9 protein-coding genes are annotated in these 6,888 nt (G+C 72.2%); 2 read left to right on the top strand and 7 right to left on the bottom strand.

The features are described 5' to 3' along the window. Window positions 1-35: 35 nt before the first annotated feature. A complete protein-coding gene (leuA, locus tag ABD308_RS21325; RefSeq protein WP_344337576.1) occupies window positions 36-1,832 on the bottom strand; it encodes a 2-isopropylmalate synthase in 1,797 nt (598 codons plus the stop codon). Window positions 1,833-2,188: 356 nt separating this feature from the next. Between leuA and ABD308_RS21320 the strand changes: the two genes are divergently transcribed. Further along, the gene (locus ABD308_RS21320; RefSeq protein WP_344337574.1) at window positions 2,189-3,211 is read left to right on the top strand and encodes a M4 family metallopeptidase; all 1,023 of its coding nucleotides are present in this window, start codon (window positions 2,189-2,191) and stop codon (window positions 3,209-3,211) included. A 67-nt stretch (window positions 3,212-3,278) separates the two neighbouring features. Continuing rightward, on the top strand, window positions 3,279-3,545 hold the full coding sequence (locus tag ABD308_RS21315) for a protealysin inhibitor emfourin (protein ID WP_344337572.1): 267 nt from the start codon (window positions 3,279-3,281) through the stop codon (window positions 3,543-3,545). A gap of 61 nt (window positions 3,546-3,606) precedes the next feature. Here ABD308_RS21315 and ABD308_RS21310 read toward each other — a convergent pair whose 3' ends face one another. From ABD308_RS21310 to ABD308_RS21285, 6 genes are all read right to left on the bottom strand, one after another. After that, window positions 3,607-4,320: an alpha/beta fold hydrolase gene (locus ABD308_RS21310; protein WP_344337570.1), complete on the bottom strand. Its 714-nt coding sequence runs from the start codon at window positions 4,318-4,320 to the stop codon at window positions 3,607-3,609. Between the two features lie 22 nt (window positions 4,321-4,342). Further along, window positions 4,343-5,272 (bottom strand): GTPase Era, encoded by a 930-nt coding sequence (gene era, locus ABD308_RS21305; protein WP_344337568.1) that lies wholly within the window; start codon window positions 5,270-5,272, stop codon window positions 4,343-4,345. Window positions 5,273-5,327: 55 nt separating this feature from the next. Continuing rightward, window positions 5,328-5,486 carry a hypothetical protein gene (locus ABD308_RS21300; RefSeq protein ID WP_158960387.1) on the bottom strand — a complete coding sequence of 53 codons (159 nt, stop codon included), beginning with the start codon at window positions 5,484-5,486 and terminating at the stop codon, window positions 5,328-5,330. A gap of 137 nt (window positions 5,487-5,623) precedes the next feature. Then, entirely contained in the window at window positions 5,624-5,989 is a 366-nt protein-coding gene (locus ABD308_RS21295; RefSeq protein ID WP_344337564.1) for a cytidine deaminase, read from the bottom strand. Window positions 5,990-6,012: 23 nt separating this feature from the next. After that, window positions 6,013-6,552: a DUF4383 domain-containing protein gene (locus tag ABD308_RS21290; protein WP_344337562.1), complete on the bottom strand. Its 540-nt coding sequence runs from the start codon at window positions 6,550-6,552 to the stop codon at window positions 6,013-6,015. A gap of 30 nt (window positions 6,553-6,582) precedes the next feature. Then, window positions 6,583-6,819: a hypothetical protein gene (locus ABD308_RS21285; protein WP_344337560.1), complete on the bottom strand. Its 237-nt coding sequence runs from the start codon at window positions 6,817-6,819 to the stop codon at window positions 6,583-6,585. Window positions 6,820-6,888: the final 69 nt, after the last annotated feature.

Here is a 6,888-nt window from a genome sequence, read left to right as displayed (position 1 = left end):
GAAGGGGACGGCCCGGCGATGACCACTCGTACGAACTACCCGCGACGCGCCCGGTTGACGGCGCTGATGATCGCCTTCAGCGAGGCCAGCACGGTGTTGCCGTCGATCCCGACGCCCCACAGCACCCGGCCGTCCACCGCGCACTCGACGTACGCGGCGGCCTGGGCGTCGCCGCCCTCGCTCAGCGCGTGCTCGGCGTAGTCCAGCACCCGTACGTCCACGCCGATCTGCGCCAGCGCGTCGGCGAACGCCGAGACCGGGCCGTTGCCGGTACCGGCCAGGGTCACCGGCACGCCGTCCACCACGGCCTCGGCGGTCAGCGCGTCCCGGCCGTCCTCGGTGGTCAGGGTGCGCGAGCCGCTCAGCGAGATCCGGCCCCACGGGTTCACCGTGGTCGGCAGGTACTCGTCCTCGAAGACCCGCCAGATCTCGCCCGGGGTGACCTCGCCGCCCTCGGCGTCGGTCTTGGCCTGGATGATCCGGGAGAACTCGATCTGCATCCGGCGCGGCAGGTCCAGCTTGTGGTCGTTCTTCAGCACGTACGCCACGCCGCCCTTGCCGGACTGGCTGTTGACCCGGATGACCGCCTCGTAGGTGCGGCCGACGTCCTTCGGGTCGATCGGCAGGTACGGCACGCCCCAGGTGTGCTCCTCGACCGGCACGCCCGCCGCGGCCGCGTCCGCCGCCAGGACGTCGAAGCCCTTCTTGATGGCGTCCTGGTGCGAGCCGGAGAAGGAGGTGTACACCAGGTCGCCGGCGTACGGGTGGCGCGGGTGCACCTCCATCTGGTTGCAGTACTCGGCGGTGCGGCGCACCTCGTCGATGTCGGAGAAGTCGATCTGCGGGTCCACGCCCTGCGAGAACAGGTTCATGCCCAGGGTCACCAGGTCGACGTTGCCGGTCCGCTCGCCCTGTCCGAACAGGCAGCCCTCGATCCGGTCGGCGCCGGCCATGTAGGCCAGCTCGGCGGAGGCGACGGCGGTGCCCCGGTCGTTGTGCGGGTGCGCCGACAGGCAGACGAACTCCCGGCGCGACAGGTTGCGCGACATCCACTCGAACTGGTCGGCCTGGACGTTCGGGGTGGCCCGCTCGATGGTGGCCGGCAGGTTCAGGATGATCTCGCGGCCCTCGCCCGGCTGCCAGACGTCCATCACCGCCTCGCAGACCTCCAGGGCGAAGTCCAGCTCGGTGTCGACGAAGATCTCCGGCGAGTACTGGTAGCCGAAGACGGTCTCCTCGCCCAGCAGCTTCTCGGCGTACTCCATCACCAGCCGGGTGCCCTCGGTGGCGATCGCCTTGGTGGCCGCCCTGTCGTTGCGGAACACCACCCGGCGGAACAGCGGCGCGGTCGCGTTGTACAGGTGCACGGTCGCGCGCGGCGCTCCGACCAGCGACTCGACGGTCTTCTCGATCAGCTCCTCGCGCGCCTGGGTCAGCACCGAGATGGTGACGTCCTCGGGGATCGCCCCCTCCTCGATCAGCGAGCGCACGAAGGCGTGGTCGGTGGCCCCGGAGGAGGGGAAGCCGACCTCGATCTCCTTGTAGCCCATCGCGACCAGCAGGTCGAACATCTTGCGCTTGCGGGCCGGGGACATCGGGTCGATCAGCGCCTGGTTGCCGTCCCGCAGGTCGGTGGAGAGCCAGCGCGGCGCCTTGGTGATCACCTTCGACGGCCAGACGCGGTCCGGCAGGTCGACGGTGCCGAAGGGCAGGTAGCGGCCGTGCCGCATGCCGGACGGCCGCTGGCGCACCGAGTCGGCGGTGATCGGGGTGGGGCGGTCGACGAAGGCCCGGGCGGCGGCGACGGGCGCGGCGGAGCTCTGCTCGGTCATGGAGGTGAGTCTCGGCTTCCTGTGATGCGTGGTGCGGGCTGGTCGGGGCGGTGTCCTCACCCGACTCGGCCGGCCTGCTGCCGCTCGCGACCCGCCAGGGGTCACCCGATTCAGCGCGCAGCACAGTCCCCGCGGCGAGGGAGCCGGCCCTGGTGGACTACAGGCCCTCGACGCGGCAGCTAAGAAGAAGCAGCCCGTTGCGCATGATGCGGCCCAGCCTAACCCAGCGCCGCGCGACCCCGAAGCGGGCCGCCCGGTCTTCCCATTCCTTGAGACGGCGCGCGGATGCGGGCGGACGGCGCGCAATCCTGTCCGCGCCGGTGACAACACGTCATCAATGCCTCACTCTGGGCCACATGACAGCCGAATCGACGCTCTGCGCGATCGTTCCGCCGTACGTCCTGGACCGCCTCGCCGAGGACGGTCATGAGCCCGCCGCCCGCTCACTCGCCCTCGACGCCGCGCACCGGTCCGCACGGCTCACCGCCGTACCGCCCGCCGGGGCCTCCGCCGACCGCCTGGAACGGGTGATCTCCGACGCCGGGCACCGCGAACGCCTGCCCGGCCGCACCGTCCGCCGGGAGGGCGAGAACCCCCTCCCCGACCAGTCCGCCAACCGCGCCTACGACGGACTCGGCGCCACCTGGACACTGTTCTCCGCCGTCTACGGGCGGCACTCCATCGACGACCAGGGCCTGCGGCTGGACGCCACCGTCCACTACGGCCAGGACTACGACAACGCCTTCTGGGACGGCCAGCGCATGGTCTTCGGCGACGGCGACGGCGTGGTGTTCGGCGACTTCACCGCCTGCGTCGACGTCATCGGCCACGAACTCGCCCACGGCGTCACCCAGTTCACCGCCGGCCTGGAGTACCGCAACCAGCCCGGCGCGCTCAACGAGTCGGTCTCCGACGTCTTCGGCTCACTGGTCAAGCAGTACGCGCTGCGGCAGAACGCCGACGCGGCGGACTGGCTGATCGGCGCCGGACTGCTCGCCCCCGGCGTGCAGGGGGTCGCGCTGCGCTCGATGAAGGCGCCCGGCACCGCGTACGACGACCCCCGGCTGGGCAAGGACCCGCAGCCCGCCCACATGCGCGACTACGTGCGCACCGCGCGGGACAACGGCGGGGTGCACATCAACTCGGGCATCCCCAACCACGCCTTCTACCTGCTCGCCACCGCGCTCGGCGGCCCGGCCTGGGAGCGCGCCGGCCGGATCTGGTACGACGCGCTGACCGGCCGGCGGCTGCCCGCCGAAGCCGACTTCACCGCCTTTGCCCGGGCCACCGTGGCCGCCGCGAAGGCCCGCTACCCGGAGCCGGAGGTGGCCGACACGGTCACCGCGTCCTGGGCGAAGGTCGGCATCAGCCCGACTTGAGTCGCGCTTAAGTCAAGGTCCTGGAAAACCCCGGCGAACGCCATCGCTGGGTAGCACCATGGACACCATGCGTATCCAGGTGACCCGGACCGGCGGCCTCGCGGGACACGTCCGCCGCGCGGAGCTCGACACCACCGAGCGGGTGGACGCCCCGCACGTGCACGCGCTCGCCCGCGAGGCCGTCGCGGGCGGGCTGCGCACCCCCTCCTACGGGGTGCCGGACGGCTTCCACTACGAGATCACCGTCGACGGGCGGACCGTGCACTGCGCGGACCCCAAGCTCACCGAGTCCCAGCGCGAACTGGTCTCCCTGGTCCTGCGCGAAGGCGCGTAGGCCCTGGGCGCGTAGGCGCGCGCGGGCACGGGCGCGGCCGTGCACGGACGCGCCGGACCGGTCACAGCCAGCCGTCGAGGGAGGCCAGGAAGCCCGGGAGGTCGTCCCGGTGGATGGTGTGGCCGGCCCCGGCCACCGTGCGGACCTCGTAGCCGAGGCCGCGCAGGGCCGCGGCGTCCTCGGGCCCGATCAGCCAGCTGTTGTCGGCGAGCTGCACCAGTGAGGGCACCGCCGGGGCGCCGGGCAGCGCGGCCTCGTCGTACAGCGCGGAGAGCGCCAGCGCGCTGTCCGGGTCCCACAGGGCCAGGGTGGCCAGCTCGACGTCCACGGCGGCGGCGTCCCAGCGCGGGTTGACCGCGCTGATCTGCGCCCGGGTGGCCTGCTTGAACTGGACGAAGACCGCCGGGTCGAAGAGCCCCGGCTGGGCGAACCTCCAGGCCGGGTCGGAGTAGACCGCCCGGGCCGGCCGCAGCCGCTCGACGGCGTGCAGCAGGGTCAGCCCGCCCAGCGAGTGGCCGATGGCCAGGTCGGCGCCCTGCGGCAGGGTGTCGACCAGGTCGTCGGCGAACCGCTCCGGACGGTAGCGGTCCGCCGGGGTGGCACCGTCGCCGCGCGGGCTGGCGCCGTGGCCGCGCAGGTCGACCGCGATCACCCGGTAGCCGCGCTCGGCGAGCGCCGGGCCGACCGACCGCCAGGTGCGGTGGTCGGACATGATCCCGTGGACCAGCAGCGCGACCCGGTCGCCGGTGCCCCACTCACGCGTGTGCAGCTTCACGCCGCCACCCCCTCCCCGCCGGTCAGAAGCCGAGCTTGCGCAGCTGCTTCGGGTCCCGCTGCCAGTCCTTGGCGACCTTGACGTGCAGGTCCAGGAAGACCGGGGTGCCGAGCAGCGCCTCGATGTGCTTGCGGGCGGTGGTGCCGACGTGCTTGAGCCGGGCGCCCTTGGCCCCGATCACGATCGCCTTCTGGCTCTGCCGCTCGATGTAGACGTTGGCGTGGATGTCGAGCAGCGGCCGGTCGGCCGGACGGCCCTCGCGCGGCAGCATCTCCTCGACCACGACGGCCAGCGAGTGCGGCAGCTCGTCGCGGACGCCCTCCAGCGCGGCCTCGCGGATCAGCTCGGCCACCATGATCTGCTCGGGCTCGTCGGTGAGGTCGCCGTCCGGGTAGAGCGGCATGCCCTCCGGCAGCAGCTTGCTGATCAGCTCGCCGACCAGCTCGACCTGCTTGTCACCGACGGCCGAGACCGGGATGATCTCGGCCCATTCGATGCCGAGCTCGGCGCCGAGCTGATGGACGGCGATCAGCTGCTCGGCCAGCCGCTTGGAGTCGACCAGGTCGGTCTTGGTGACGATGGCCACCTTGGGGGTCTTCTTGATCTCGGCGAGCTCCTTGGCGATGAACTTGTCGCCGGGGCCGAGCTTCTGGTCGGCGGGCAGGCAGAAGCCGATCACGTCGACCTCGGCCCAGGTGGAGCGGACCAGGTCGTTGAGGCGCTCGCCGAGCAGGGTGCGCGGCTTGTGCAGGCCGGGGGTGTCCACCAGCACCAGCTGGGCGTCCGGGCGGTGCACGATGCCGCGGACGGTGTGCCGGGTGGTCTGCGGGCGGTCGGAGGTGATCGCGACCTTCGTCCCCACCAGAGCGTTGGTCAGGGTCGACTTGCCCGCGTTGGGTCGGCCGACGAAGCACGCGAAGCCGGAGCGGTACGAGGAGGAAGGGGCATTCATGGGCCCCATTCTCCCTGATCACCCCCACCGGGGCGGACACCGCCCGTCCGGGCCCTCACTTCTTCCCCCCGAACACCGCGCCCAGGCCCCAGCCGAGGACGAGCAGCAGGAAGGCGACCGAGCCCCAGAGCCAGAACGGCGACCCGGTCTCCTGCCACTTCCCCATGCCCATCACGCCCAGCAGCAGCCCCGCGAAGAACGCGAACGGCCCCATCGCCCAGCCCCCTCACCGCGCCGGTTCCCCGCGCCGTTTCCCACCCGTCCCCGGTGAGATTATCCGGGGATTCAGGGGTCCCGGAACGCGCCGGCGCCCGGGGCGCGCACCCCGGGCGCCGCAGGGGCCGCGCGCTCTCAGCGGGCCTCGGCCGAGACGCGCAGGGCGCCGTCCGGCCCGGCCAGCAGCAGCGGGGTGCCCGCGCCGCCGAGGTCCCGCACCGCCGCCAGGTCGGCCTCCGAGGGCTGCTCGGCCTCGGTCACCACGGCCGCCGCCTCCAGCGACTTCGCACCGCTGGCCACCGCCATCGCCACCGCCGTCTGCACCGCGCTCAGCCGCAGCGACTCCAGCGCGACCGTCCCGGCCACATAGGTGCGGCCGGTCTCGTCACGCACCGCGGCCCCCTCCGCGACGCCGTTGCGGGCGCGGGCGGAGCGGGCCAGGGTGATGATCTTCTTGTCTTCGGGGTCCAGCTCGACCATGTCACTCATGCCCAGGAGCATAGGCCCCGGAACCGGCGGCCTCCTCAGTGCCCGATCGGGTTGGGCGGCCCGGGCCGCATCACCTTCACGAAGGTCTTGGGACCGGTCGGCAGCGCCTCTTCCTCCTCCACGCGCTTGCGCCAGTACGGGTTGTCGTGCGGCAGGTGGCCGCTGACCCGCCCGTACATCCCGAACGCGGTGATCACCACGCCGAAGGCGAAGGCGAAGATCACGTTGTGGATGCCGAAGTTCAGGATGTTGGCGTCCGGCCGTTCGAGCACCGTCAGCCCGTAGAACCCGGACAGGATGAACAGCGCCCCGGCCCCCATGTTCAGGTTCGCGGCGAAGTTCCCGCCGATGACCGCGCCGATCACCAGGAGCCCGCCCACCACGATGGACAGGATGCTCAGCGCGCCGTTGGTGGACATCCCGGCGATCTCATCGCCCTCGGTGGACAGGAAGCCCGGATGGTCGGCCAGCCCCAGGCAGCCGAACACGATCAGGAAGATCCCGCCGAGCCCCGCCCCGATCCGCCAGACCAGCACCAGTTTGTGGTCGACGGGCAGTTCGTCTTGCAGCTTCATGGCGACCTCCGAAGGTGGCCGTAGCGCCGGCTAGCCGTACGGGTGGCTGCCCTGCATGTGCGGCACCTCGTGCATGTACAGCGAGCCGCACTGCTGGCAACCCCGAAGGCCGGTCCCCCACTCCTGCTCCGGCCGGGTCTCGGCCTCGGCGGGCATGGTCCGGCCGCACAGCGCGAGGGCCGGGTCCTTCCCCCGCACGACGTGCCAGACCTTCACCCCGCCCGCCCTCCCCTGCGGGCCGTACTCCGCGCGAAGTTGGTGAGTCATGCCTCCCATCGTCGCCCCGTACGCACCCGAACGCTACTCGCCGCCCTCCCGGCCCGCCGCCGCCCCGGC

The organism is Kitasatospora putterlickiae, from assembly GCF_039527695.1.
Classification (GTDB): domain Bacteria; phylum Actinomycetota; class Actinomycetes; order Streptomycetales; family Streptomycetaceae; genus Kitasatospora; species Kitasatospora putterlickiae.
Note: the sequence above shows the minus strand (reverse complement) of the source record. Positions and strands in the feature narration are given on the sequence as shown.